The following is a 24,937-nucleotide window of genomic DNA, read 5'->3' as shown; positions in this document are numbered from 1 at the left end:
AACCAAGAACAACTGAGGATTCGAACATGGCAGACCTGAAGATCCACAACCTGAAGAAAGGCTTCGACGGCAACGAGATCATCAAGGGCATCGACCTGGACATCCGCGACCGTGAATTCGTCGTCTTCGTCGGCCCCTCCGGCTGTGGCAAGTCCACCCTGCTGCGCCTGATCGCGGGGCTCGAGGAGGTCAGCAGCGGGCGGATCGAACTGGACGGGCGCGACATCACCGATGTCAGCCCGGCCAAGCGCGACCTGGCCATGGTGTTCCAGACCTATGCGCTCTACCCGCACATGACGGTGCGCAAGAACATGTCCTTCGCCCTGGACCTGGCCGGTGCCGACAAACAGGAGGTTGCCCGCAAGATCGAAGCGGCCGCGCGCACCCTGGAGCTGGAACCGCTGCTCGAACGCAAGCCACGCCAGCTCTCCGGCGGCCAGCGCCAGCGCGTCGCCATCGGCCGCGCCATCGTGCGCAACCCCAAGGTGTTTCTCTTCGATGAGCCGCTGTCCAACCTTGATGCCGCGCTGCGTGTACAGATGCGCCTGGAGCTTTCGCGCCTGCACCAGGAACTGCAGGCCACGATGATCTACGTGACCCATGATCAGGTCGAGGCCATGACCCTGGCCGACAAGGTGGTGGTGCTCAACGGCGGGCGCATCGAGCAGGTCGGCTCGCCCATGGAGCTCTATCACCATCCGGCCAACCTCTTCGTCGCGGGCTTTCTCGGCACGCCGAAGATGGGCTTTCTCAACGGCCGCGCAAGCCGTGTCGAAGCCAGCGGCTGCGAAGTCGAGCTCGACGCCGGTTGTCGCCTGTTCCTGCCGGTGAGCGGCGCCACGCTGAAGGCGGGCGATCCGGTCACCCTCGGCATCCGCCCGGAGCACCTCAACCGTGGCAGCGAAGGCAACTGCCAGTTGACCGTGAAGGCCGACGTCAGTGAACGGCTGGGCAGCGACACCTATTGCCACGTCGTCACCGGCAACGGCGAGCAGCTGACCATGCGCATTCGTGGCGACTTCACCCCGCGCTACGGCGAGTCGCTGTCGCTGACGCTGGAGGCCGCCCATTGCCATCTCTTCGACAGCAGCGGTCAGGCGGTCGGCCAGCCGCTCCAGCAGGTGGCCTGACGCCCGACGTCGCGCCCAGCTCTTCCAACGGCAGCTCGCTGCGCCCGTAAAGGCAGCGATCCCGCCCCCGGCTTTTCCACATTCAAGCCCAGCGAGGCCCGAGATGAAGTTGAAAGAAGCGAATCTGCCACAGCTGCCGGCCCCTATCGCGCGACCCGACTACTGCCTGGCCGAGGTCTCCACCGGCATCGCCCACATCGGCGTGGGCGGCTTTCACCGCGCCCACCAGGCGGCCTACACCGATGCGCTGATGAACACCGGCGAGGGGCTGGAATGGGGCATCTGCGGCATCGGCACACGCGCCGAGGAACGCTCGATGCGCGACGCGCTGGCCGCGCAGGACTATCTCTACACCCTGGTCGAGCTCGACGACCGGCCTGACACCGAGGTCCGGGTGATCGGCAGCATTCGCGACATGCTGCTGGTGGACGAGGATGGTTCCGAGGCGGTGGTTGCTCGCCTGGCCCATCCGGCGATTCGCATCGTCTCGCTGACCATCACCGAGGGCGGCTATTGCCTGGACGACAGCACCGGCCAGTTCAATGCGCAACTGCCCCAGATTCAACACGACTTGCAGCACCCGCGCCGTCCGGTCAGCGTGTTCGGTCTGCTCTGCGCGGCGCTGGCCAAGCGCCGCGGCGACGGTGTCGGCCCCTTCACGGTGATGTCCTGCGACAACCTCCCCCACAACGGCGACGTGACCCGCAAGGCCACGCTGGCGTTCGCCGGCCTGGTCGACCCCGACCTGGCCCGCTGGATCGAGCGCAACGTCAGCTTTCCCAACGCCATGGTCGACCGCATCACGCCCATGACCAGCACGGCGCATCGCCAAGACCTCAAGCGTCAGCACGGCCTCGATGACGCCTGGCCGGTGGTCTGCGAACCCTTCGTGCAATGGGTACTGGAAGACCGCTTTGTCGCCGGTCGGCCGGCCTGGGAAAAGGTCGGCGTGCAGTTCACCGACGACGTTTCGCCCTACGAGGAGATGAAGATCAAGCTGCTCAACGGCAGCCACCTCGCGCTGACCTACCTCGGCTTCCTGCGCGGTTATCGCTTCGTCCACGAAACCATGGCCGATCCGCTGTTCGCCGAGTACATCCGCCGCTACATGGACGAGGACGTCACTCCGCAACTGGCTCCCGTGCCAGGCATCGATCTCGCCCGCTACAAGCAGACCCTGATCGAGCGCTTCTCCAACTGCGCCATTGCCGACCAGCTGGAGCGGGTGTGCTCCGACGGCTCGTCGAAGTTTCCCAAGTTCACCGTGCCGACCATCAACCGCCTGATTGCCGATAAGGCCGCCCTGGACCGGGCCGCCCTGGTGGTCGCCGCCTGGGCGCTGTATCTGCGGGGCGTCGATGAAAACGGCGAGCGGTACCGCATCCCCGATCCGCGCGCGGATTTCTGCCAGTCGCTCGTCGCGGAGGACGACGATCTCACCGAACGCCTGCTGGGGCGCGAGGAATTCTTCGGCACGCAGATTCCGCGTTCGCTCGCCTTCCGCGATGCCTTCGAGCGCAACCTGCTGCGGCTGCGCACGCTGGGGGTGAGCGGCACCCTTGATCTGTTGCTGACGCAGTGAGGGACCCGGCATGTTTCTCGGGATCGATTGCGGTACCCAGGGCACCAAGGCGCTGTTGCTCGACGCCAGCAGCGGACGCGTGCTCGGCCAGGGCTCGGCCGGCCACGATCTGATCAGCGGGCCCAACGGCCGGCGCGAGCAGGACACCGGGCAGTGGACCGCCGCTTTCGCCAGCGCTACCGCGGCAGCTCTGGCCGAGGCCGGGGTCGACGGCGGCGCCGTGCTGGGCATTGGTGTCTCCGGGCAGCAGCATGGACTGGTCACGCTCGATGCCGCGGGCCGCGTCTTGCGCCCGGCCAAGCTGTGGTGCGACACGGAGTCGGCTGCGGAGAATCAGCGCCTGCTCGACTGGCTGGGCGGTGAACAGGGTTCGCTGCAGCGCCTCGGTATCGTCATCGCGCCGGGCTACACGGTTTCCAAGCTGCTGTGGATGAAGGAGCAGCACCCCGCGCTGTTCGCGCGCATCGCCCATATCCTGCTGCCCCACGACTACCTCAACTACTGGCTGACCGGACGGTGCGCGAGCGAATACGGCGATGCCTCCGGCACCGGCTATTTCGACGTGCGCGCGCGGCAATGGGCACCCGAGATCCTGCGCCATATCGATGCCGAGGGTCGTCTGGAAGCCGCGCTGCCCGAGCTGATCGAGTCCCACCAGCCGCTCGGCCGCATCCGGCCCGAACTGGCTGCCCGGCTGGGGCTCAATCCGCAGGCCATGGTGGCGAGCGGCGGTGGCGACAACATGATGGGGGCCATCGGTACCGGCAATATCCGCCCCGGCGCCATCACCATGAGCCTGGGCACCTCCGGCACGCTCTACGCCTTTTCCGGCGAACCCCGTATCAGCTCGCAGCCGGCGGTGGCTACCTTCTGCTCGTCCAGCGGGGGCTGGCTGCCGCTGATCTGCACCATGAACCTGACCAATGCCAACGCGGCAATGCGCGGCCTGCTGGAGCTGGACCTGGAGGCGTTCAACGCGCTAGTGGCGCAAGCGCCGATCGGCTGCGAGGGTGTCACCATGCTGCCCTTTCTAAACGGCGAGCGCGTCCCCGCCCTGCCCCAGGCCAGCGCCAGCCTGCACGGTCTGACCGCCGACAACCTGAGCCGAGCCAACCTCTGCCGCGCCGTGCTCGAAGGCGTGACCTTCGGCCTGCGCTACGGGCTGGACCTGCTACGCGAAAGCGGCATTCGCAGCGAGCGGATCCAGCTGATCGGCGGCGGCGCGAAGAATCCGCTGTGGCGGCAGATCGTCGCCGACATGATGGCCACGCCGGTGGTCTGTACCCGCTATAGCGAAGCCGCGGCACTGGGTAGCGCGATCCAGGCAGCGTGGTGCTATGCCAGGCAGCGTGATCCCGCGGCGAGCCTCGCCGAGCTGTGCCAGCGCTGTGTCAGCCTTGACGAGACCACGGCGGTCGCGCCTGACACCGCCGCGGTCCTGGCCTATGAGCAGGCCTATCGGCGTTATCGGCAACTGGTAGCCAGCATCTACGGTCAGCAGACACCACCGGACCTGACGCCGGTCGCCTCCTGAGGCGCAGCGCTCGGTCGACAGGGGAATAGCTCATAAAAAAAGGCAAAGCCACAGTGTGTGGCTTTGCCTTTGGTCTTTTCCCAGGGACGACGCCTCAGCGGCTGCGCAGCGCCTCGCGCGGCACGTACTTGCCCAGCTCGTGACGGGCAATGGCCACCCGATGCACCTCGTCCGGGCCATCGGCCAGGCGCAGCGTGCGCTGCATCGCCCACCAGTGCGCCAGCGGGAAGTCCTCGGAAACCCCGGCGCCACCGTGGATCTGGATGGCGCGGTCGATGACCTTCAGCGCGACGTTGGGTGCGACCACTTTGATCTGCGCGATCTCGCTGGCGGCGATCTTGTTGCCCACGGTGTCCATCATGTACGCCGCGTTCAGCGTCAGCAGGCGCGCCATGTTGATCTCGATGCGGCACTCGGCGATGTGGTCGAAGTTCGCGCCCAGCCGGGCCAGCGGCTTGCCGAAGGCGGTACGGCTGACGGCACGTTCGCACATCAGCTTCAGTGCGCGTTCCGCGACACCGATCGAGCGCATGCAATGGTGGATGCGGCCCGGGCCGAGACGCCCCTGGGCGATCTCGAAGCCGCGGCCTTCACCGAGGATGACGTTCTCGTACGGCACCCGCACGTTTTCCAGCAGCACTTCCGCGTGGCCGTGCGGGGCGTCGTCGTAGCCGAACACCGGCAGCGGGCGCAGCACCTTCACGCCGGGAGTATCCATCGGCACCAGAATCATCGAGTGCTGGGCGTGGCGCGGTGCATCCGGGTTGGTCAGGCCCATGAAGATCATGATCTTGCAGCGCGGGTCGCAGGCGCCGGAGGTCCACCACTTGCGACCATTGATGACCCATTCGTCACCCTCGCGCACCGCGCGGGCTTCCATATTGGTGGCGTCGGACGAAGCCACGCCGGGCTCGGTCATGCCGAAGGCCGAACGGATTTCGCCGCGCAGCAACGGTTCCAGCCACTCGCGCTTCTGCGCCTCGCTGCCGTAGCGCACCAGCACTTCCATGTTGCCGGTATCCGGCGCCGAGCAGTTGAACGCTTCCGGGCCGAGGCCCGAGCTGCCCATGATTTCCGCCAGCGGTGCGTATTCGGTATTGGTCAGGCCGGCGCCCAGTTCCGATTCCGGCAGGAACAGGTTCCACAGCCCCTCCGCCTTGGCCTTGGCCTTGAGTTCCTCGACGATAGCGGTCGGCTGCCAGCGGTCACCCTCGGCGACCTGCTGGTAGAACACCTTTTCGGCGGGATAGACATGAGCATCCATGAACGCTTGCACGCGCTCTCTCAGCTCTTGAACCTTCGGGGAGTAGGCGAAATTCATGGGCGACAACCTTCTGGCAGGTAATGTTTTGTAGTTTTGAATGCTAGAGGAGGCCCAGCGATTTATCGAAGCTATTTTCCTCGTGTATAAACATTCATCACCGATATATGATCGGCGAATTCCGATACACGCCGGAGAGCACAACAATGAACCTGAACAAGGTCGATCTGAATCTTTTCATCGTCTTCGATGCCATCTACACCGAGGCCAACCTGACCCGTGCCGGGCAGATCGTCGGCATCACCCAGCCCGCTGTTTCCAACGCCCTTGCCCGCTTGCGCGAGACGTTCAACGATCCGCTGTTCGTGCGCACCGCCCAGGGCATGGTGCCGACGCCGATGGCGCAGAACATCATCGGCCCGGTGCGCAATGCGCTGCAGCTGTTGCGGGTATCGGTGCAGGAAAGCCGCACCTTCAGCCCGGCGCAGGCAAACAAGACGTTCCGCATCAGCATGACCGACCTCACCGAGGCGGTGATGCTGCCGCCGCTGTTCCAGCGCCTGCGCCGCCTGGCACCGAACGTGAAGATCGAGAGCATGCTGGCCAAGCGCCGCGAGACGACCAAGGAGCTGGCCGCCGGCCGCCTGGACTTCGCCATGGATGCTCCACTCAACACCGACCCGCAGGTGCGTCACGTCAAGCTGCTGGAAGACCGTTACATCTGCGCCATGCGCCGCGGCCACCCGCTGGCCAAGGACAAGCTCACCCTGGAGCAATACCTGTCGCTGTCGCACATCCACATTTCCAGCCGCCGCAGCGGGCTCGGTCTGGTGGACCTGGCATTGGGCAAGATGGGCCTGCAGCGCAAGATCGCCCTGCGCTCGCAGCACTACCTGATGGCGACCCAGGTGATCGACCAGACCGACATGGCGGTGACCGTTCCCGAGCGTTTCGCCCGGCGGCACAACCTGCACCAGGTCGACCTGCCGGTGGACATCATGCCGCTGGAAACCCACATCTACTGGCATGAAAGCACCGATCAGGACCCGGCCAACCGCTGGATGCGCGAGCAGATGATCGAGATCGCCCAGCAGGTCACCGCGCAGCAGGATCTCTGATTTCCTGGCGGGTGAAAGCCCGCCTCAGGCGCTGTCGCGCATCACCACTTCGAAGCCCACGTCGATACAGCGCTCGGCCGGCTGCTGACCTCGCATCAGGCTCAGCAGCATCTGCGCCGCGAGTTCGCCGATCTCGCCACGCCGGGTGCGTACGGTACTCAGCGCCGGATGCATCCAGGCCGCCGCCGGCAGGTCGTTGAAGCCGGCGATCGCCAGCCGCCCCGGCACTTCGAGCCCCAGCTGATGGGCACGAAACAGCGCACCGAGGGCCAGGTCGTCGTTGTTGAAGAACACCGCGTCGATCTGCGGATGCTGCGCCAGCAGCCGATCCAGCAGCTCGGCACCCAGACCGATGGATGACAGCTGCGGCGTCAGCAGCTCCAGGGTCGGCTCATAACGCCCGGCCTCGCGCATTGCCTGGCGATAGCCCTCGGCGCGCTGCAGGGTGCGCGGGTCCAGCTGCGCCGCGGCGAACGCAACGTGACGATAGCCGCGCTCGAGCAGCGTGCGGGTCATCGCCGCGCCGGCCTGCAATTGCGAGAAGCCGACGCAATAGCTGTCCGCCTGATCGCTCAGCTCCATCAGCGTGACCCGTGGCGCCGTGTAGCTGGCCAGCACTGCCCGCGCCGCCTCGCTGCGCTCGAAACCGGTGAGCAGCAGTCCGGCCGGCTGATGGGCCAGGTACGCGCGCAGCAGGCGTTCATCCTCCTCGGGCCGATAGTGGCTGACGCCAATCATCATTTCGTAGCCCGCCGGCATCAGCACGCGCTGGATGGCCTCGACGGTATCGACGAACACGGCGTTGGACAGCGAGGGGATGATCACCGCCACCAGATTGGAGCGCGAACTGGCCAGGCTGCGCGCCGCGGGGTGCGGCACATAACCAAGCGCCTTGACCGCCTGCTCGACACGCTCACGCAATGCATCGGAAACCAGCTCCGGTTGTGACAGCGCGCGGGATGCCGACATCAGCGAGCAGCCGGCGTTGCGTGCGACATCGGACAGGGTTACCCGCTCGGCGGAGCGGCGACGGCGTGTGGTCATGCGCAATCCATGGGTCGAAAGCGGCGGATTCTAGCAGCGGGCAGGTGCCGATCGGCTCCTAGCGCGCGGCCTTTTCGACTTCGGCCTGGACCTGGTCGAACAGCTCCTGGCCGACGGCGTCGATCACCGTCTGGATCGCCGGCTGCGCCTGTTCGCGCATGCGCTGGATCTCCTCCGGGCTGACCTCGTTGATCTGCATGTCGTGCTCCTTCAGCGCCGCCAGGGCCTGGCTCGCCTCGCGACGGGTGTCCTCGCGCTCGGCATCACGCGCCTTCTGGGCCGCCGCCATGATGATGCCCTGCTCGGTTTCCGAGAGCCCGTCCCACCAGCGCTTGGACGCCGTGACGATCCAGGGGCTGTAGACGTGATTGGTCACGCTGAGGAACTTCTGCACTTCATAGAACTTGGAGGACAGGATGGTGTTGTAGGGGTTTTCCTGGCCGTCCACCGCCTTGGTTTCCAGCGCAGTGAACAGCTCGGAGAACGGCAGCGGCACCGCATTGGCGCCCATGCGCTTGAAGGTGTCGATGAACACCGGATTGGGCATCACGCGCAGTTTGATGCCATTGAAGTCCTCGAACTTCTCGATCGGCCGCGCGCTGTTGGTCACGTTGCGAAAGCCATTCTCCCAGTAGACCAACCCGACCAGCCCCTTTTCCTCGAGCTTGTCCATGATCTGCCGACCCACCGGCCCGTCCAGTACCTGATCGGCCTGCCCAGGATCGGTGAAGAGAAACGGCGTGTCCCACACCGCCATTTCCTTGGTGATGCCAACCAGCGTCGCGGTCGAGCCAACCATCATTTCCTGTGCGCCGCCGATCAGCGCGTTCTGCATCTGGTCGTCCGAGCCGAGGCTGGCCGAACCAAAGGTACGCACTTTCAGCTTGCCGTCCGAAGCCTTGGCCACCTCTTCGGCGAGCAGTTTCACTGCCCTGCCCTGGTTGCTGTCTTCGTTGAGGCCGTAGCCGAAGCGGATCATGCGCGGGCGGATGTCGTCCGCGGCGTGGACCTGGCCGAGGCCGAGTGTGCTGCCGAGCAATGCGGCGGTCAGGGTGCTGATGATGAGTCGTTTCATGGAGCGGTACCTTTCTTGTTGTTGGGCTGTTGGGTGTGTCGTTGGGGTTGCACGACCGGCGTTACCGCAGCCAGGCCAGGGGTACGGTAATGATCGAGGGCACGGCTATGAGCAGCCCGACGATCACCAGGTAGACCAGGAAGAACGGCATCACGCCGCGCACCAGGGTTTCCATGCGCAGCCGGCCGATGCCGCCGACCACGTTGAGCACGGTGCCTACCGGCGGGGTGATCAGCCCGATGGAACCGATCAGCACGAACATCACGCCGAAATACACCGGATCGATGCCGGCCTTGATCGCGATCGGCGCCAGCACCGGACCGAGGATCAGAATGGTCGGGGTCAGGTCCAGCACCATGCCGACAGCGATCATCAGCAGCATGATGGCGACCATCAGCAACTTGGGATCCTGCGCCAGCGGACCGAGCATCGCCGCGATCTCGTCGGGCAGCTGGGCCAGGGTGATCATGTACGCCGATACCGTCGCCGCGGCGCAGAGAAACATCACCGACGCCGTGGTGCGGCTGGCACGCGTGAGCACCTCGACCAGCCCGGCCCAGGTCAGTTCGCGATACAGCAGGGTCGACACCGCCAGCGCGTAGACCGCGGCGACCACGGCGGCTTCGGTCGGGGTGAACAGCCCGCCGCGCAGGCCGCCGACAATGATCACCGGCAGCATCAGCGCCGCCGCCCCATCGACCAGCACGCGGCGGCGCACGGCACCGCTGGCCTTTTCCTGCTTCGGTTCGTCGATCCGCCGGGCGATCAGCGTCCAGGCGACGATCAGGCCCATGCCCATGATCAGCCCCGGCACCATGCCGGCGAGAAACAGCTGGCTGATCGACGTGCCGGTCACCACGCCGTAGATCACGAACGGCATCGACGGCGGAATGATCGGGGCGATGATCCCGCCAGCCGCCACCAGGCCCGACGACGAACTCAGCGGGTAGCCGCGCTCGCGCATCATCGGCAGTAGCAGCGTCGCCAGCGCGGCGGTATCGGCCAACGCCGAGCCGGACATGCTGGCCAGCAGCACCGAAGCGGCAATCGCCACGTAACCCAGGCCGCCACGCTTGTGGCCGAAATAGGCCTGCGCCATGGCGATGATGCGCCGTGAGATGCCGCCAGCATTCATCAGCTCGCCGGCCAGGATGAAGAACGGCACCGCCAGCAGCGGGAAGCTGTCAGCGCCAGCCTGCAGATTCTGCGCGAGCAGCTGCACGTCCCAGAAATCCAGGTACCACATCAGCACCGAGCCGGTGAGCAGCAGTGCGAAGGCGATGGGCATGCCAAGCGTCATGAAGCCCAGCAACGAAGAGAGGAAGACGACGACGGTCATGAAAGGTCCTCGGTTGGGCAGTGCCCGTATTGTTCTGAATGCGGCATCGCTCAGTCCGCCGTGATGTTCGCGGTGGCTGCTGCCGCTGGCTCGTCGCGCCGCCAGACATTCACCAGCTGCACCAGCGCCAGTACAGCCATGGCCAGCATGCTCGCCGCTACCGGCAGCATTGCCAGGCCCAGCGGGTAACCGACCACCGGGCTGTTGATGGTCCAGCCGAACTGCATCTGGTTCCATCCGCCCCAGGCCGCCAGACAACTCGCGCCCGCCACCAGCAGCCAGCTCAGCGAGTCGACCACCCGGCGCAGCAGATGAGGGAAACGGTCACGCAGCATGGCGAAGCTCATCAGCTCGCCGCGGCGCATGCTCGAAGCCACGCCGACGAAAACCAGCCAGACGAATGCCAGCCGTGACAGTTCCTCGGCACCCGTCCAGCCGGTGCCGAAGGCGTAACGCAGCACCACGCTGGAAAACACCACGATGACCATGAAGGCCATCAGCGCGGCCATCAGCCAGTCGGTCAGGAGGTCGAAACGCTGCGCCAACGCGCCGCTGTAGATCGGCGCATTGGTCAGCGGTGGCGCCGTGGTAGCGCTATCAAACGGACGCGCGGAAAGATCGACGCGGGACTCGATCAGTTCATCCAGCTCGGCGCCGCGCATCCATTCGACGATTTGCAGCAACACCACGTCGCGAGACTGACTGGCATCGACGGTCAACACGCCTGGCTCACCCTCGGGCGATTCGAGGGTGGCGAACTGGCTGTCGACCAGGGAGATCGGCATGAAGTGCCCCGGTCGCGCACCGACGCGCTGCACCGCGGTGTCGTAATCGATGGCCAGATGGGCGAAGCGCAATCCCGGGACAGCACTGCGCAAGAGCTCACGATAGCTGCGCTTGAGCGCCGAGCAGGCCAGGACGAAGCCACTGCCGCTATCGAGCGTGCGCTGCATCTCGCCGATCAGGGCGTACAGCCATTGCACGCGGTCGGTATCGGACAACGGTGTACCGGCACGCATACGCGCGACGTTTTCCGCAGGGTGAAAGTTATCCGCCTCGATGTGCGGCAGGCCGAGCGCGTCGGCGACGGCGTGGCTGGTATCGGTCTTGCCCGAACCGCTGACGCCCATGACAACCAGGACCGGCAACGCGGTAGCCCGGGAAGGCTGCTTTGAAGGCATGAAGAAATCCGTCGTTGTTGTGCTTGTTTGGCCGGATGTTAGCGCTATCAAACATACAGATAAAACTACCGCTCGTCGCGCCTGACCAGACCCCGTGCCGACAGCGCAACGGCTGGACGATCGACAAGCGCGGCAAGGCGACTACAATCGCGCCCCTCAATGCATGAGGACAGCGACATGCCCAAAGCCATGGCCCGCCACATTCTGGTCAAGACCGAAGCCGAAGCCGCGCAACTGAAGAAGCGCCTGGCCAACGGCGAGGCGTTCGACGTGCTGGCCCGCAAGTATTCGACCTGCCCGTCCGGGAAGAAAGGCGGCGACCTCGGCGAAGTGCGCCCTGGGCAGATGGTGCGCAGCATCGATCAGGTGATCTTCAAGAAGCCGCTGCGTGAGGTGCATGGCCCGGTAAAGAGCCAGTTCGGCTATCACTTGGTACAGGTGTTCTACCGCGACTGACTCAGATGCCCGTGGCCGAAGCGCTGCAGCTGCATCTCCCGCAGCCGGCTCAGCGTGCGGCGGAACGGGAACGCCAGATACCCCTCGGTATACAACTCGTCCAGAGCCACCTCGGCTTCGATATACAGCGGAATCCGCCGGTCGTAGCACTCGTCGACCAGGGCGATGAAGCGCCGCACCGCATCGTCCCGGGCGGCTAGCGTCGGCAGCTGGCGGTCTCCGGCGACCACTCGCGTCGCCGCATCCTCGGTGCCACGGGCGATGCGTCCTTCCCGCGGCGCGCCACCCAGACGCGGTACATCACTGATCAGTATGGCGGCGAAGCGATCGCACAGCTCGATGAAGTCCAGCGCCGAGAACGGCTGTTCGCAAAGGTCGGCGAAGCGACACCAGAGCACCGCTTGGTCATGGCGCACTACCGCCAGGGGGCGACGGCCCAGGGATAGCGGCTCGCCGCTGCCAGGGCCTCCGGCCAGGTTGGCGAACACGGCCGCCAGCGCCGAGGTAGCTCCGGGCGCGGCGACCCAGTAGCGCCGCTGCGCAGCACCCGGATGCAAGCGGTGGTCGGTGTCCCCGTCCACGCTCAGCACCTGCATGTGCCGAACGATGGCATCGATGGCCGGCAGAAAACGTTCGCGATTGAAGCCATCGGCGTACAGCTGCTCCGGTGGCTGGTTGGAGGTGGCGACGACGACCACGCCGTGCTCGAAGAGCACCTGGAACAGCCGACCGAGGATGATCGCGTCGCCGATGTCACCGACGAACAACTCGTCGAAGCACAGCACGCGAATTTCCTCCGAAAGCGCTTTCGCCAGCGCCTGCAACGGATCAGCCGTGCCATTGAGCTGGTACAGCCGAACATGTACCCAGCGCATGAAGTGGTGAAAGTGCTGGCGGCGCGCAGGCACGGGAACGCAAGCGTGGAAGATGTCCATCAGCCAGGTCTTGCCACGGCCGACCGGGCCCCACAGGTAGACCCCGGACGGCGCGCCGTCAGCGCAACGCAACGCCTGGTGGCAGGCCTCGAGCAGTTGCGCGGCGTGCTGCTGCGCGGGATCCGGTACGAAGCCACCCTGCGCAAGGGCCTGCTGGTAACGTTGCAGCGGTGAATCGTCGTGCATGGTCATCGGCGCAAAGCGCTCATGGTAACGGCCCTCGCTCAGGCATGCTCGGCCTGCAGCAATCGCGCGGCCTGCTCGCCGAGTGCATCGAGCAGCATTGCCTGCGCCGGCAGCGGCTGCTCGTGCACCCGGGTGAGGGCATAGAGCGGCACGCTGATGGCGGGCTCTAGCAAACGCGTCTGCACCTCGCCGCCATCGGTCGCCAGCGCGGTGAATGGATCGACCAGGGCCACGCCCTGCCCCGCCGATACCAGCTGGCGCGCCAGCTGATAGGTCTGCACCCAGGTGACCACGCGCGGCGGTGGGTCGAGCTCTTCGAGATGCCCCCGCAGCAGGCTGCCAAGGGCATCGCGGGTATCCAGGCCGATCAGCGCCCGGCCCGCCAGCGCCTGCAGCCGGACTGGCGTGTGCAGGTCTTCTTGCGCCCAGCACCCGGGCGGCGCAATCACCCGCATGCGTCCTTCGGTGAGCATGCGGCTGCACAGGCCGGGGTGTTCCACTGCCTGCAGCGTCAGGCCGAGGTCCGCCTCGCGTAGCAGCAAGGTCTCGACGATCTCCGCGGTGTGCTGAGTGGCGAGCTGGCAGGCGGTGCGCGGAAAACGCTCGCGCCAGCGCTGCAAGGCCATCGGCAGCAGCGCCTGGGCCAGTGCGGGGGTACAAATCAGACGCAGGGCTCGGGCGTCGCCTCGCCCGAGATTGTCCGCCAGGCGGCGCAGGTTCTGCAGGTCGATGGCGAGGCGCTCGGTCTGCTGCTGCAGCAGTCGCGCCTCGGCGGTGGGCTGCAGTTTGCCGCGCACCCGATCGAACAGGGCGAAGCCGAGCTGCTGCTCGGCATGCTTGAGAATCTTGCTCGCCGCCGGCTGGGAGATATGCAGCAGCTCGGCCGCGGCAGTGAGGCTGCCGGTTTGCAGAATCGCCTGGAACAGTTCGATATGACGCAGACGCATGTGCGGCCCTCCTCCAGCCCCGAGCATAACCGCAGGTTATGGCTGGCCTCCATCCTTTCATTGGCCGCCTCGCTGGCTGGCGCCTAGGCTGCGCTGATCGAATACGAGGAGCAGTGCATGCGTGTTGCAGTCGTCGGCGGCGGCGTCATCGGGCTGGCCACCGCTTATTCTCTGGTGCGCCAAGGGCACTCGGTCGAGCTGATCGAACGGCGTGACGACGTGGGTCTGGAAACCAGCTTCGCGAACGGCGGCCAGCTGAGCTATCGCTACGTCTCGCCCCTGGCCGATGCCGGCGTGCCGCTGCAGGCACTGGGCTGGATGCTGCGCGGGCAGACGGCGCCCCTGCGCTTCAGTCCGCGGGCGAGCCTGCGGCAATGGCGCTGGTGCCTGCGCTTCCTGGCGGCCTGCCGGCGCTCGGTCAACCGCCGCAACGCCGCTCATCTGCTGCGCCTGGCCCTGCACAGCCAACAGGTTCTGCGCAGCTGGCGCGAGGAGGACCGATTGGACGGTTTCGCCTGGCGCGCCAACGGCAAACTGGTGATCTACCGTGATCGGGCAAGCGTCGCCAAAGGCGCTGTGGCGCTGGATGAGCGGTCCGGTCAACGGCTGCTGGATGCGGCTCAATGTGTGGAGATCGAACCTGCACTGGCGCCACTGAGCGCCGCATTGCAGGGCGGCATCTACTCGCCAGGTGACGAGGTCGCCGATTGCCAACGGTTCTGCCACCAGCTGCTGCAGCGGCTGCGGTCCTCGCCAGCGTTCCGCCTGCACACCGGGCAGGCGGTGGAGGCGCTGCCCAGCGACGGTCGCCGCGTGCGTGCCGTGCGTATCGGCCGGGAGGAGATCACTGTCGATCATGTGGTGATCGCCGCCGGAACATCCAGTGTCGGGCTGCTGCGGCCCCTGGGCATCGATCTGCCGATCTATCCGCTCAAGGGCTACAGCCTGACCCTGCCGCTGGGCGAACGGAGCCAGGTGCCGCAGACCAACGTCACCGATTACGACAACAAGGTCGTCTATGCCCGCCTGGACGATCAGCTGCGCGTCGCGGCAATGGTGGATATCGGCGGCTGGGACAGCGCACTCGACCACAAACGCATCGCGACGCTGCAGCGCCTGGCTGGCGCGACCTTCCCCGACGCGGGGGACTACCGGCACGCCCGCCAATGGGCCGGTCTGCGCCCAGCCACACCGGAGGGCACGCCGCTGATCGGCCGCAGCGGCATCGATAATCTCTGGCTCAACGTCGGCCACGGCAGCCTGGGCTTCACGCTCGCCTGCGGCAGCGCCGACCTGCTGGCGAGCGAAATCGGCGGATCGCCGCCAGCGGTTTCGCTGCAGGGGCTGAGCCTAACCTGCTGATCTCACAGCCGTACCGTTCCGACTAAACCAACAAGAGGGAACCACGATGAACCACCAGATCCGTATCGGCCTGTTCGGCATCACCCTGGCAGGCGCGCTGGCGATGGCGAGCCCAGGCGCGCTCGCCCAGGAGCGTTTCGTCACCATCGGCACCGGCGGCCAGACCGGCGTGTACTACACCGCCGGCCAGTCGGTGTGCCGCTTCCTCAATCGCGCCGAGGTGAAGCCGGCCATCAAGTGCAACGCACCCTCCACCGCTGGGAGCGTGACCAACATCGTGGCGTTGCAGAAAGGTGAGTATGATTTCGGTTTCATCCAGTCCGACCATCAGCACAAGGCCTTGCAAGGCCTGGCTCCGTTCGACCGCGACGGTACCGTCGACGAGCTACGCGCGGTGTTCTCGCTGCAATCGGAAATTCTCACCGTGGTGGTGCGCGAGGACAGCGGCATCCGTGATCTGGATGGCCTGGAAGGCAAACGCGTGAACATCGGCGTGCCCGGCTCCGGTAGCCGCGATACCTTCGAGGAAGTCATGAAGGCCAAAGGCTGGAGCAATGCCAGCTTCGCCCTGGCCGCCGAACTCAAACCCGCGGAGATGGCCTCGGCACTGGGCGACAACAACCTGGATGCCATCACCTATGTGGTGGGCCATCCCAGTGGTGCGATCCAGGAGGCACTTACGAACGTGAAGGCGCGGATCATCCCGGTCCAGGGCGAGGCGATCGACGCCCTGCTCGCCAAGGCCGACTACTACAGCGCGGCGCCGATCCCCGGCGGGCTCTATCCGGGTGTCGATGACGCGGTCCCCTCGATCGGCGGCAAGGCGGTTCTGGCCACCACCAGCAAGACCGACCCCGAAGTCGTCTACCAGCTGGTCAAGTCGGTGTTCGACAACCTCGAACGATTCAAGCGCCTGCATCCGGCCTTCGCCGAGCTTCAAGCCGAGGACATGATCCGCGTCGGCCTGACCGCGCCCCTGCACGAGGGCGCGGAACGTTACTACCGGGAAAAAGGCTGGCTGTGACGCAGCCGCCCGCCGTCAGAGCGCCAGGGACAGGCTCAGGCTGAGGTTGCGCGGGTCACCCGGCATCACCCAAACGTTGCTGTATGAGCGCTCGTAGTAGGTACGGTCGAAGGCGTTGTTCAGGTTCACTCCCAGCGTCAGGTTCTGCGTGGCCTGGTAGCGCGCGAGCAGATCGACCGTGGTGTAGGACGGCAGTTCGAAGTCGCTGTGGGCCTGCCCTGCCCGATCGCCCACATAGTTCAGCGCACCGCCCAGGGAAAGACCGCGCAGATCGCCATCCTGGAACTCGTAGGTGGTCAGCAGGCTGCCGCTGTGGCGCGGCACGTTGAGCAGGCGACTGCCGCGTGCCAGGGTGTTGTCGCGGGTCACTTCCGCATCCACGTAGGCGTAGGCGCCGATCACTCGAATGGCGTCGGTGAGCTGGCCGGCGAGCTGCAGATCCACACCACGGCTGCGAACTTCGCCCGCAGCGATCTGGAAGCCATCGTTGGCCGGATCGCTGGTCAGCACATTCTGCTTGGTCAGGTGAAATGCCGCGGCGGTCAGGCCCAGACGGCCATCGAACAGGTCGAGTTTGACGCCCACCTCGTAGCCCATGCCCTCTTCCGGATCGAAGGTCGCGCCACTGGCAGCGGCTCCGTTGTTCGGTTTGAACGACTGCGAAGCGTTGGCGAACAAGCCGACCTCCGGCAACAGCTGGTAGAGCACGCCGACCCGAGGCGTGATCTTTTCGTGCGTCTGCTCGGCTCGCCGGCCGCTCACCTCGTTGTCCAGGCGCTGTTCGTAATGGTCGTAACGGGCCCCCACCACGCCGAACAGCTTGTCGGTCAGACGCATCTGGTCCTGCAGATTCAGTGCGCGGTTGTGCACCAACTCGTTGCGATCGACCGTGCGGGCCGGATTGAACGCCGGTCGCGGTGAGCCATAGACGGGGTTGTAGAGGTCGATACTGCGCAGGTTGTCGGAACGCAGCATGAATTCGCTCAAGGCATAGCGTTCGTACTCGGTGCCGATCAGCAGCTGATGTTCGATCGAACCGGTGTCCACCCGGCCGTGCAGTTCCAGTTGGGTGATCGCGTCCTGCCAGTCATAGTCGCGATAGCGCAAGTTGCGCGACAGCGTTCGGCCGTCTGCTGCGACCGCCGCTGCTTCGGTGGCATAACCGTCCATGCGCCCCTGCTTGTAGTGACTGGCCAGGCGCAGTGTCCAGACCTCGTTGAGGTCGTGTTCGAGTTCGGCCTGCAGCGTTTCGTTGTCGTTGCTGATCGGACCATCGGAGGGTTCGCCATAGAAGGCCGAGCGGGACACCCGGCCCAGGTTGCCGCCGGGTGCGACCACGCCGCGATCGAAGGTCTGCCGATTGCGCACCACCTCAGCCTGCACCAGCAACCGCGTATCGGGGCTCAGCTCCCAGCTGAAGGACGGCGCCACGAACTGCCGTTCGGATTCGCGATGGTCGCGGAAACTCTTGTTGTCTTCGACGGCGATGTTCATGCGGTACAGCATGTTGCCGTCTTCATCCAGCGGCGTGTTCACGTCCAACGCGCTGCGGTAGCGATCCCAACGCCCGGCGCTCAGGTCGAGACGGGCGAAGCTATCCAGCTGCGGCCGCTTGCTGACGATGTTGATGGTGCCGCCCGGATCGCCACGGCCGTACAGGCTGGCGGATGGTCCCTTGAGAACCTCGACACGTTCGATGCTCGCCGCGTCCGGCGGGTTCATGTAGCCCCGGTTGACGCTGAAGCCATCCTTGTAGAACTCGCTGGTGGTCAACCCTCGGACGCTGTACTCGTACATCGTCAGGCCGCCAAAGTCGTTCTGCCGTGCAACGCCCCCGGCGAAGTCCAACGCCCTTTCCACTCGCGGGATGTCCAGATCGTCCAGCACCGAGGCCGGGACGACGCTGATCGACTGCGGTATTTCCTCGATGGGCGTATCGGTCCTGGTGGCACTGCGCGTGCGCTTGGCGCGATAACCCTGCACCGGTCCGTCGGCACGTTCCTGATCGGCAGTGATGACGACCGAATCCAGCACCGCCGCCTCCTGCGCGCCCGCCAGCGGCGCACCCGCCAGCATCAATGCCGCTCCGGCACCCACCCACTTCAATACCGCGACTTTCTCACTCATGCCTAATGCTCAAAGGTAACGACGTTATATCGTAACAATGCTGTCCGTTTGGCTTGGCGCTGTCAATGGAACGATTCGCATCTGCTTCGCCACGAAAGGCCAGTCCATCGATCGCTGCGTGCGGCCCTGCTTACTCCGATGGCATAGCTATGCGACAATGCGCGCCTTTCGCTCGGCCGCAATCCCCGCATTCGTTCTGACAGCCGGCCTCCGTCGCTGCCGTACTCCTCAACACTGCAGGATCACCAGCTCCTTCGCTGCGAGCTGGAGCGCCGAGTATTGCTGCAGGATCGGCGATGCACGCCGCCACATACATTGATAGGTAAGTCCTTGATCTCCACCGCCAACATCACCATGCAGTTCGGTGCCAAGCCGCTGTTCGAAAACGTCTCCGTCAAATTCGGCGGCGGCAACCGCTACGGTCTCATCGGCGCCAACGGCTGCGGCAAGTCGACCTTCATGAAGATCCTCGGTGGCGAACTGGAGCCATCGGCCGGCCAGGTGATGCTCGAGCCCAACGTGCGCCTGGGCAAGCTGCGCCAGGATCAGTTCGCCTATGAAGATTTCAGCGTGATCGACACGGTGATCATGGGCCACACCGAGCTGTGGAAGGTGAAGGCCGAGCGCGACCGCATCTACTCGCTGCCGGAAATGAGCGAAGAAGACGGCATGGCTGTCGCCGAGCTGGAGGTGCAATTCGCCGAGTTCGACGGCTACACCGCGGAATCGCGCGCCGGCGAGCTGCTGCTCGGCCTCGGCATCCCGCTCGATCAGCATTTCGGCCCGATGAGTGCCGTGGCGCCCGGCTGGAAGCTGCGCGTACTGCTGGCCCAGGCGCTGTTCTCCGACCCGGAAGTGCTGCTACTGGACGAACCGACCAACCACCTGGACATCAACACCATCCGCTGGCTGGAATCGATTCTCACGGCGCGCAACAGCACCATGATCATCATTTCCCACGACCGCCACTTCCTCAACAGCGTCTGCACCCACATGGCCGACCTGGATTATGGCGAGCTGCGGCTGTTCCCGGGCAACTACGACGAATACATGACCGCCGCGACCCAGGCTCGTGAACGCCTGCTGTCGGACAACGCCAAGAAGAAGGCGCAGATCGCCGAACTGCAGACCTTCGTCAGCCGCTTCTCGGCCAACGCCTCCAAGGCCAAGCAGGCCACCAGCCGCGCCAAGCTGATCGACAAGATCCAGCTCGATGAAGTGAAGCCGTCCAGTCGCGTCAGCCCGTTCATCCGTTTCGAGCAGTACAAGAAGCTGCATCGCCAGGCGGTCACGCTGGAGCGCGTCAGCCAGGGCTATGACGGCACGCCGCTGTTCCGGAACCTGAATCTGCAGGTCGAAGCCGGCGAGCGCGTGGCCATCATCGGTCCGAACGGCATCGGCAAGACCACCCTGCTGCGCACTCTGGTCGGTGAATTGCCACCCATGTCCGGTGAAGTGAAATGGACCGAAAGTGCCGACGTGGGCTATTTCGCCCAGGACCACGCCGAGGACTTCGAGGACGACGTCACCCTCTTCGACTGGATGGGCCAGTGGACCCAGGGCGGCGAACAGCTGGTACGCGGCACCCTTGGCCGCATGCTGTTCTCCAACGACGAGATCAACAAATCGGTCAAGGTCATTTCCGGTGGTGAACAGGGCCGCATGCTGTTCGGCAAGCTGATCCTGAAGAAGCCCAACGTGCTGGTGATGGACGAACCGACCAACCACCTGGACATGGAATCCATCGAGGCGCTGAACCTGGCGCTGGAGAACTATCCGGGCACGCTGATCTTCGTCAGCCATGACCGCGAATTCGTCAGCTCCCTGGCCACACGCATCATCGAACTGTCGGAGAACGGCGTCACCGATTTCAGCGGCAGCTACGACGACTACCTGCGCAGCCAGGGCGTACAGGTCTGACCGTCGAATCGGCCCCCAATAAAAAGCCCCGCACTAGCGGGGCTTTTCATTTCTTTGACGCTCTAGCCGACGGCCGTGCTCCAGTCGATCATGCCCAGCTGCCAGGTCGCCAGGATCAGCAACCCGAAACCGATCCGGTACCAGGCAAACGCGGCATAGCTGTGGTTGCCGATGAATTTCAGCAGTGCCCGCACGGCCAGCATGGCGAAGATGAACGAAGTGACGAAGCCGATGGCGAACACGGCAAAGTCACCCGGCTGGAACAGATCGCGGTACTTGTAGCCGGAGTAGACCGCAGCACCGACCATGGTGGGCATTGCCAGAAAGAACGAGAACTCGGTGGCGGCCTTGCGCGACAGGCCGAACAGCAGCCCGCCGATGATGGTCGAGCCCGACCGCGAGGTGCCCGGCACCAGCGCCAGACACTGAGCGAAACCGACCTTCAAGGCCAGCGTCCAGGTCATGTCATCGACTGTCTCGGCGCGAATCGCGTGATCACGACGCTCGGCCCAGAGCATGACGATGCCTCCGATGACCAGCGCGGCGGCCACGGTGATCGGGTTGAACAGGTATTCGTGAATCAGATCGGCAAAGGCCACGCCGAGCACCACGGCCGGCATGAAGGCAATCAGCAGGTTGACGGTGAACTTCTGTGCCTGACGCTCCTTGGGCAGGCCGACCACCACGTCGATGATCTTGCGCCGATACTCCCAGATCACCGCGAGGATCGCGCCCAGCTGAATGATGATATTGAAGGCCAGTGCGCGTTCGCCGCCAAAGCCGATCAGATCCGCCACGATGATCTGGTGACCGGTGCTGGAAACCGGAAGAAATTCGGTAATCCCCTCGACGACACCCAAGATCAGCGCCTGAATCGCAACCCAAAGATCCATCTATTCCCCTACAGCGATGCAGTCCATCGCGACTCAATGCAACCAAGGTATATGTCAGAAAGCCATCTGGCCGGCTGTTCTGACTCGTCCGGGAGAATTAAATTCCTCGACGGACGACAAAGGGGGCTCATTTTTAGCCACGCGCGGCCGAAAAGCTACTCAGAGTGCCGCGGCACGACCGCTATGAGAGGTCGGAGCGATGCGCTAGCACCGACCCGTCAGATACAACGATAAGAAAGAAACCTCAGGAGCCTATTCATGAATCTGCTGCGCAATGTCCCCATCAGCAAGCGCCTCTGGCTGATCCCCGTGGTCGCCGTGGTCATGCTGTTCATTCTCGGCATGCTGATGATTCAGCAAGTCCGCTCCGACCTGTACCGCGGCAAGCAGGAAGCGACCCGCAATGTCGTGGAAGCAGCCGCCGGTGTGTTCGAGCACTACCACAAGCTCGAAACCAGCGGAGCCATGACCACGGCCGACGCTCAGCAGGCCGCCATCGAGCAGATTCGCCTGCTCCGCTACGACGGTCAGGACTACTTCTGGATCAACGATCTCGGCCCGAAGATGATCATGCATCCGATGCAGCCGAAGCTCGACGGTCAGGATCTGTCGAAGATCAAGGACCCGGAAGGCAAGGAGCTGTTCAACGAGATGGTCGCCATTGCCCGGCGTGACGGCGCTGGACTGGTGGACTACATGTGGGCCAAGCCCGGTGAAGAGAATCCGGTTCCGAAGATTTCCTACGTGCAGCTGTTCAAACCCTGGGGATGGATCATCGGTTCCGGCATCTATGTGGACGACGTCGAGCAGGAGTTCTGGAACTACCTGACGCGCTTCTCGCTGATCGGCCTGCTGATTTCGGCAATCATGGCGGTTCTGGTCGCCATCCTGATTCGCAGCATCGTCCGACCGCTGCGCCATACCATGGCGGCCATGGCCAATATTGCCAGCGGCGAAGCCGACCTGACCCGCACGCTGGACGTCTCCGGCAACGATGAGCTGACCACCCTGGGGCGCGACTTCAATCGCTTCACCCAGAAGCTGCGCACCGTCGTCGGCCAGCTGTTCGAGACTTCCGGCGCGCTGGACCAGTCGTCACGCGCGCTGAGCGAACTGTCCAGCCAGGCCCATGAGCAAAGCCAGCAGCAGATGCTGCAGATGGAACAGGTCGCCACCGCGGTCAACGAAGTCACGTACGCTGTGCAGGAAGTGGCGAAGAATGCCGAACACGCTTCCACCGAAGTGGGCAGCGCGGAAAACCAGGCTGGCCAGGGACAACGCAACATCGAAACTAGCCTGCAGCAAATCGACGCGCTGTCGGCAACCATCGGCCAGGCGGTGGATGTGATCCAGTCGCTGGCCGACGAAACCACCAAGATCGGTTCGGTGCTCGAGGTGATCGGCTCTATCGCCGAGCAGACCAACCTGCTCGCACTCAACGCCGCGATCGAGGCTGCCCGTGCCGGCGAACAAGGCCGTGGCTTCGCCGTGGTGGCCGACGAGGTCCGCCTGCTGGCGCAGCGCACCCAGCAGTCGACTGCCGAGATTCACAGCATGATCGAACGCCTGCAGAAGAACTCCGGCGCCGCGGTGAACGTCATCATGGAAAGCAATCGCGCCTCCCAGCTCACCGTCGAGCAAGCCAGTCAGGCCGGCGAAAGTCTCGGTGAGATCGCCCAGGCGCTGCGCAACCTTTCCGGCCTGAACGCCTCCATTGCCAGCGCAACGCTGCAGCAGTCCCACGTGGTGGAAGACATCAACCAGAACGTGACCCAGGCCGCCGGACTCGCGCAGGAAAGCACCTTGGCCGCCGAGCAATCCAGCGAAGCCGGCAAGCGACTCGGCGAACTCGCCGGTCAGCTGAATCGCCTGCTGAGCCAGTTCCGCGTCTGACCGCCTCTGCGGCTCGCCCAGCGTGGGCGAGCCGCACGGCACCATCCTCTGGCACCCCCCCTCCTCTCGGCACCATGGTGAGGCCGAAACACACGAGCTGAACGACCGCGCCATTCGCGACAGGTTGTCGCAGCCGGATTTTTCCGTGACCTGGCGAAAACAACCGCATTCGTTCTGCAGAAAACGGTTTTTCCCGTATTTCCAGCGACTTAAGTCCGCTTACCGAACGACTGCCGGAGAACCGCCAGCCTTATACCTTTGGCTAATTGCAAAGGCCTTCAAATTTTTTCGAACTCGCATGTGACTCGCCAGTCCTCTGGGTACATCAACTGCAATGTAAGGCCAACGCCAACGAGCTTGGCTGCAGGTATTTTGGGTATCACACAGAGAGACATGCCCCATGCACACCCCGCTGCGTATCAACGAAGCCCTTTTGATCACCGACCGTGCGTTCAAGCCTTTCCAGTGCGTCGCCTGGACGCTGCCCGAAGGTAACGGTGAAGTCAGCATCACCGTCGTCGATCGCGACGAAGCCCGACTGCTCGGCCGCTGCAAGATGTCCAGCAGCGTATTCACCGACCCGGTGAAACTGGGCGAAACCCTGGAAAAGACCCGCGCGCAGCTGAGCCGCGACGGTGCTCATTTCTCGCCCTGGCACATGCCTGAATAACGATGGGCGGCACGAATCAAGGCCTGCAGCCAACGCTCCAGGCCTTTTTTCATGCCCAGCGCTTGGCGGCACGCACCGTTCGCGACTGACCCATTCGCCCGTTTGGCGGTCTCAACACCAACGAGCGAAACAGGAGAAAACCATGAAAGGTGCAGAAGCGTACGTGAACGATCAGTGGCAGAGCTGCGGGCTCGCTGACCTGCCTCAGGGCTCCGGTGCCCAAGCGGTCAAGCTGCACTTCATTGTCCCGCGCGACGTCCAGATGCCCGGGCTGATCGATCACATCAGCGAGATCGCTCAGCGCCATCTGAGCGAGGCCTACGAAGGGCGCAAGGTCACACGCAAGCCCGCCGTCGGTTCTGTGGTCGGAGATGGCAGTGGCGATGGCATCGATCTGGAATTCGAGGTAGCACCGGCGGAGTGACTGCGGCCTGCATTCGTCGACGCTGACGTTTCAGAAAGGTCGAATGCAATGCCTGCCGGCCATGCGCCGGCTTCTCGGAAGGACGATCCCAGATGACCCCCTTTGATCTGCAGCGCATGCTTCTGCATGAGTTTCCGCTGATGTTCGTTGCGGAAGTGGCGCTACGGGCGCTGCTTGCCTTTATCGCGGTATTCGTCTTCCTTAAGGTGAGCGGACGCCGAGGCATTCGGCAGCTGTCGGTGTTCGAGCTGGTGATCATCCTGACACTCGGCTCGGCGGCGGGAGACGTCTCCTTTTACGACGATGTCCCGCTGCTGCCGGTTGCGGCCGTATTTGCCACGCTGTTGGCGCTGTACCGCCTGACCGTGTTTCTGATGAGCCGCAGCCCGCGGTTCGGCGTGTGGCTGGAAGGCAAACCCGTCACCATCATTCGCGACGGCATCTACGAACTGCGCAGCCTCGACAGCATGAACATCTCGGCGGACGAGTTCTTCATGGAGCTGCGCCAGCAGGGCGTGGAGCATCTCGGCCAGGTCAGACTCGGCATACTCGAAAACGACGGCAACGTGAGCCTGTTCTTTCACGAGCCGGAAGCGGTACGCCCAGGGCTCTCGGTTTTGCCGCCCGAGTACCGGCCGGTCTTCCGGCAGATCCCGGCATCGGGCATGTATGCCTGCAACCGCTGCGGCTTTCCGCAGGCGCTGGAAAGCCAGCAAACGCTGCGATGCCCGCGGTGCTCCAATCCGACCTGGTCGAAGGCGCTTTCCACCCGCCGCTCGCGCTGATGCACGGTACGAACCGCCAGTGCTCCTGCCGGTCAGTTGATAGAGGCGGTT

The 24,937-nt window shown here is 64.5% G+C and carries 21 protein-coding genes; 12 read left to right on the top strand and 9 right to left on the bottom strand.

Annotation, left to right across the window (positions count from 1 at the left end; genetic code table 11):
- Window positions 1-26 precede the first annotated feature (26 nt).
- The 3 genes from VF716_RS04605 (at window position 27) to xylB (ending at window position 4,246) form a co-directional block, all read left to right on the top strand.
- Window positions 27-1,130, top strand: coding sequence for an ABC transporter ATP-binding protein (locus VF716_RS04605; protein WP_014596752.1), 1,104 nt, complete (start codon window positions 27-29; stop codon window positions 1,128-1,130).
- 103 nt (window positions 1,131-1,233) lie between these two features.
- On the top strand, window positions 1,234-2,712 hold the full coding sequence (locus VF716_RS04600) for a mannitol dehydrogenase family protein (protein ID WP_279641489.1): 1,479 nt from the start codon (window positions 1,234-1,236) through the stop codon (window positions 2,710-2,712).
- Between the two features lie 10 nt (window positions 2,713-2,722).
- On the top strand, window positions 2,723-4,246 hold the full coding sequence (gene xylB, locus VF716_RS04595; protein ID WP_440552006.1) for a xylulokinase: 1,524 nt from the start codon (window positions 2,723-2,725) through the stop codon (window positions 4,244-4,246).
- Between the two features lie 94 nt (window positions 4,247-4,340).
- Here the strand turns inward: xylB and VF716_RS04590 are convergent, their stop codons facing one another.
- On the bottom strand, window positions 4,341-5,567 hold the full coding sequence (locus VF716_RS04590) for an acyl-CoA dehydrogenase (RefSeq protein ID WP_013982861.1): 1,227 nt from the start codon (window positions 5,565-5,567) through the stop codon (window positions 4,341-4,343).
- A 146-nt stretch (window positions 5,568-5,713) separates the two neighbouring features.
- On the opposite strand from VF716_RS04590, the gene VF716_RS04585 reads away from it, so the two are divergent.
- A complete protein-coding gene (locus VF716_RS04585) occupies window positions 5,714-6,625 on the top strand; it encodes a LysR family transcriptional regulator (RefSeq protein WP_011913327.1) in 912 nt (303 codons plus the stop codon).
- A gap of 24 nt (window positions 6,626-6,649) precedes the next feature.
- Here VF716_RS04585 and VF716_RS04580 read toward each other — a convergent pair whose 3' ends face one another.
- The 4 genes from VF716_RS04580 to VF716_RS04565 all read right to left on the bottom strand — a co-directional run bounded on the left by VF716_RS04580 (window position 6,650) and on the right by VF716_RS04565 (window position 11,213).
- Window positions 6,650-7,669, bottom strand: a complete 1,020-nt coding sequence (locus tag VF716_RS04580; RefSeq protein WP_014596756.1) for a LacI family DNA-binding transcriptional regulator — start codon at window positions 7,667-7,669, stop codon at window positions 6,650-6,652.
- A 58-nt stretch (window positions 7,670-7,727) separates the two neighbouring features.
- Entirely contained in the window at window positions 7,728-8,744 is a 1,017-nt protein-coding gene (locus tag VF716_RS04575; RefSeq protein WP_014596757.1) for a TRAP transporter substrate-binding protein, read from the bottom strand.
- 61 nt (window positions 8,745-8,805) lie between these two features.
- Window positions 8,806-10,083 carry a TRAP transporter large permease gene (locus tag VF716_RS04570; RefSeq protein ID WP_011913330.1) on the bottom strand — a complete coding sequence of 426 codons (1,278 nt, stop codon included), beginning with the start codon at window positions 10,081-10,083 and terminating at the stop codon, window positions 8,806-8,808.
- Between the two features lie 50 nt (window positions 10,084-10,133).
- Entirely contained in the window at window positions 10,134-11,213 is a 1,080-nt protein-coding gene (locus VF716_RS04565; RefSeq protein WP_440552365.1) for a gluconokinase, GntK/IdnK-type, read from the bottom strand.
- A 228-nt stretch (window positions 11,214-11,441) separates the two neighbouring features.
- On the opposite strand from VF716_RS04565, the gene VF716_RS04560 reads away from it, so the two are divergent.
- The gene (locus VF716_RS04560; RefSeq protein ID WP_011913333.1) at window positions 11,442-11,720 is read left to right on the top strand and encodes a peptidylprolyl isomerase; all 279 of its coding nucleotides are present in this window, start codon (window positions 11,442-11,444) and stop codon (window positions 11,718-11,720) included.
- On the opposite strand, the gene zapE is transcribed toward VF716_RS04560, so the two are convergent.
- Both zapE and VF716_RS04550 read right to left on the bottom strand, forming a co-directional pair.
- Window positions 11,708-12,847, bottom strand: a complete 1,140-nt coding sequence (gene zapE / locus VF716_RS04555) for a cell division protein ZapE (RefSeq protein WP_170915858.1) — start codon at window positions 12,845-12,847, stop codon at window positions 11,708-11,710. The two genes, VF716_RS04560 and zapE, sit on opposite strands and share 13 nt — an antisense overlap.
- Before the next feature lie 32 nt (window positions 12,848-12,879).
- Window positions 12,880-13,788, bottom strand: a complete 909-nt coding sequence (locus VF716_RS04550) for a LysR family transcriptional regulator (RefSeq protein WP_045159086.1) — start codon at window positions 13,786-13,788, stop codon at window positions 12,880-12,882.
- Between the two features lie 117 nt (window positions 13,789-13,905).
- Between VF716_RS04550 and VF716_RS04545 the strand changes: the two genes are divergently transcribed.
- Window positions 13,906-15,150 carry a D-amino acid dehydrogenase gene (locus tag VF716_RS04545; protein ID WP_108241718.1) on the top strand — a complete coding sequence of 415 codons (1,245 nt, stop codon included), beginning with the start codon at window positions 13,906-13,908 and terminating at the stop codon, window positions 15,148-15,150.
- 46 nt (window positions 15,151-15,196) lie between these two features.
- A complete protein-coding gene (locus VF716_RS04540) occupies window positions 15,197-16,174 on the top strand; it encodes a TAXI family TRAP transporter solute-binding subunit (RefSeq protein WP_108241717.1) in 978 nt (325 codons plus the stop codon).
- Window positions 16,175-16,189: 15 nt separating this feature from the next.
- Here VF716_RS04540 and VF716_RS04535 read toward each other — a convergent pair whose 3' ends face one another.
- A complete protein-coding gene (locus VF716_RS04535) occupies window positions 16,190-18,301 on the bottom strand; it encodes a TonB-dependent siderophore receptor (protein ID WP_279640318.1) in 2,112 nt (703 codons plus the stop codon).
- 330 nt (window positions 18,302-18,631) lie between these two features.
- Between VF716_RS04535 and VF716_RS04530 the strand changes: the two genes are divergently transcribed.
- Window positions 18,632-20,221, top strand: coding sequence for an ABC-F family ATPase (locus VF716_RS04530; RefSeq protein ID WP_017244570.1), 1,590 nt, complete (start codon window positions 18,632-18,634; stop codon window positions 20,219-20,221).
- Between the two features lie 62 nt (window positions 20,222-20,283).
- On the opposite strand, the gene VF716_RS04525 is transcribed toward VF716_RS04530, so the two are convergent.
- Entirely contained in the window at window positions 20,284-21,114 is an 831-nt protein-coding gene (locus VF716_RS04525; RefSeq protein WP_013982872.1) for an undecaprenyl-diphosphate phosphatase, read from the bottom strand.
- Window positions 21,115-21,372: 258 nt separating this feature from the next.
- On the opposite strand from VF716_RS04525, the gene VF716_RS04520 reads away from it, so the two are divergent.
- The 4 genes from VF716_RS04520 (at window position 21,373) to VF716_RS04505 (ending at window position 24,886) form a co-directional block, all read left to right on the top strand.
- The gene (locus tag VF716_RS04520; RefSeq protein WP_014596765.1) at window positions 21,373-23,007 is read left to right on the top strand and encodes a methyl-accepting chemotaxis protein; all 1,635 of its coding nucleotides are present in this window, start codon (window positions 21,373-21,375) and stop codon (window positions 23,005-23,007) included.
- Between the two features lie 400 nt (window positions 23,008-23,407).
- Window positions 23,408-23,677, top strand: coding sequence for a hypothetical protein (locus VF716_RS04515; protein ID WP_011913340.1), 270 nt, complete (start codon window positions 23,408-23,410; stop codon window positions 23,675-23,677).
- A 142-nt stretch (window positions 23,678-23,819) separates the two neighbouring features.
- Complete coding sequence (locus VF716_RS04510) at window positions 23,820-24,101, top strand: hypothetical protein (RefSeq protein ID WP_017246110.1); 282 nt, start codon at window positions 23,820-23,822, stop codon at window positions 24,099-24,101.
- A 92-nt stretch (window positions 24,102-24,193) separates the two neighbouring features.
- Window positions 24,194-24,886, top strand: coding sequence for a DUF421 domain-containing protein (locus tag VF716_RS04505; RefSeq protein ID WP_049339798.1), 693 nt, complete (start codon window positions 24,194-24,196; stop codon window positions 24,884-24,886).
- Window positions 24,887-24,937: the final 51 nt, after the last annotated feature.

This window comes from Stutzerimonas sp. Brlt_14 (assembly GCF_051948915.1).
GTDB lineage: Bacteria > Pseudomonadota > Gammaproteobacteria > Pseudomonadales > Pseudomonadaceae > Stutzerimonas > Stutzerimonas stutzeri.
The sequence above is the reverse complement of the archived record's forward strand: the minus strand, read 5'-3'. Positions and strand labels throughout refer to the sequence as shown.